Genomic DNA, 1,575 nt, shown 5'->3' with positions numbered 1-1,575 from the left:
CGTCCTCACCGCCCTCGCCCAGGACACCGTCACCCACACCGACACCCTCCTCCTGCCCAGCCTGGTCAAGAACCTCGACGAGACCCACGCCCTAACCCGCGCCGCAGCCGAACTCCACGTCTCGGGGGTGGAGATCGCCTGGCAGGACGTACTCGCTGATCTGGGCCTGTCGGCTCCGCACCGCGTCGACCTGCCGACGTACGCCTTCCAGCGCCGCCGGTACTGGCTCAAGGAGACGGTCGGCGTGTCGGCTGGGCTCCCTGGGGACGTAGCCGATGCGGAAGCGGACGAGGAGTCCGTGACGCAGGCGGCCGGTCCTGCGGCCTCCTTCGCCTGGATGTCGGAGGAGGAGACGGACCGGGAGCTGCTGGATCTCGTACGGCGGCACATCGCAGCCGTGCTCGAACACGACAGCCCCGAACAGGTCCCGGTGGACGCGCCGTTCAAGCAGCTCGGCTTCGACTCGCTGATGTCGGTGGAGTTCTGTGCCGCGCTCGGCCGCGCGGTCGGCGTACGGCTGCCGTCGTCCACGCTCTACGACCAGCCCACCCCGGAGCTGCTGGCACGACACGTACGCGGCGAACTCGTGGGCACGCGGGGCGAGGAGGCGGAGGCGGAGGCAATGGCTGCCCCGGACTCCGGTGCCACCTCCGACCCGATCGTCATCGTCGGCATGAGCTGCCGGCTCCCGGGCGGGATACGGACGCCCGAGCAGCTGTGGGCGCTGCTGGCGGCGGGCGGTGACGCGGTGTCGCCGTTCCCCGCCGACCGCGGCTGGGACCTGGAGGCGCTCTACGACGCCGACCCGGAGCGCTCCGGCGCGTCGTATGCGCGGGAGGGCGGATTCCTCCATGACGCCGCCGACTTCGACCCGGCGTTCTTCGGGATTTCGCCGCGTGAGGCCCTGGCCATGGACCCGCAGCAGCGGCTGCTGCTTGAGACCTCCTGGGAGGCCCTCGAACGCGCCGGGATCGACCCGAAGTCGCTGCGTGGCAGCAAGGCCGGCGTCTTCGTCGGTGCCACGGCTCAGGACTACGGCCCCCGGCTGCACGAGGCGCCCGAGGAGATCGAAGGCTATGTGCTGACCGGGACGACGCCCAGCGTGGCGTCGGGCCGCGTGGCATACACCCTGGGTCTGGAGGGCCCGGCCGTCACCGTCGACACCGCCTGCTCGTCCTCGCTGGTCGCCCTGCACATGGCCGCGCAGTCACTCCGCTCCGGCGAATGCTCGCTCGCCCTCGCGGGCGGGGCGACCGTCATGTCCAACCCCGGCATGTTCGTGGAGTTCAGCCGTCAGCGGGGACTCGCTCCGGACGCCCGGGTCAAGGCCTTCGCCGAGGCCGCCGACGGCACCGGCTGGGGCGAGGGCGTCGGCATGCTGCTGCTGGAGCGGCTGTCGGACGCTCGGCGCAACGGGCATCCGGTCCTGGCCGTGGTCCGGGGTACGGCCGTCAACCAGGACGGCGCCAGTAACGGTCTCACCGCGCCGAACGGTCCTTCCCAGCAGGGGGTGATCCGGCAGGCCCTCGCCAATGCCGGTCTCACCCCTGTGCAGGTCGACGCGGTCGAGGCGCA

Annotated in this window: 1 pseudogene; it reads left to right on the top strand. The window is 71.8% G+C overall.

Features of this window, described 5'->3' with window-relative positions:
- Window positions 1-100 precede the first annotated feature (100 nt).
- A pseudogene (locus ACWD01_RS37425) lies at window positions 101-1,575 on the top strand (beta-ketoacyl synthase N-terminal-like domain-containing protein); the annotation flags it as partial.

The organism is Streptomyces sp. NPDC002835 (genome assembly GCF_053591995.1).
Note: the sequence above shows the minus strand (reverse complement) of the source record. Positions and strands in the feature narration are given on the sequence as shown.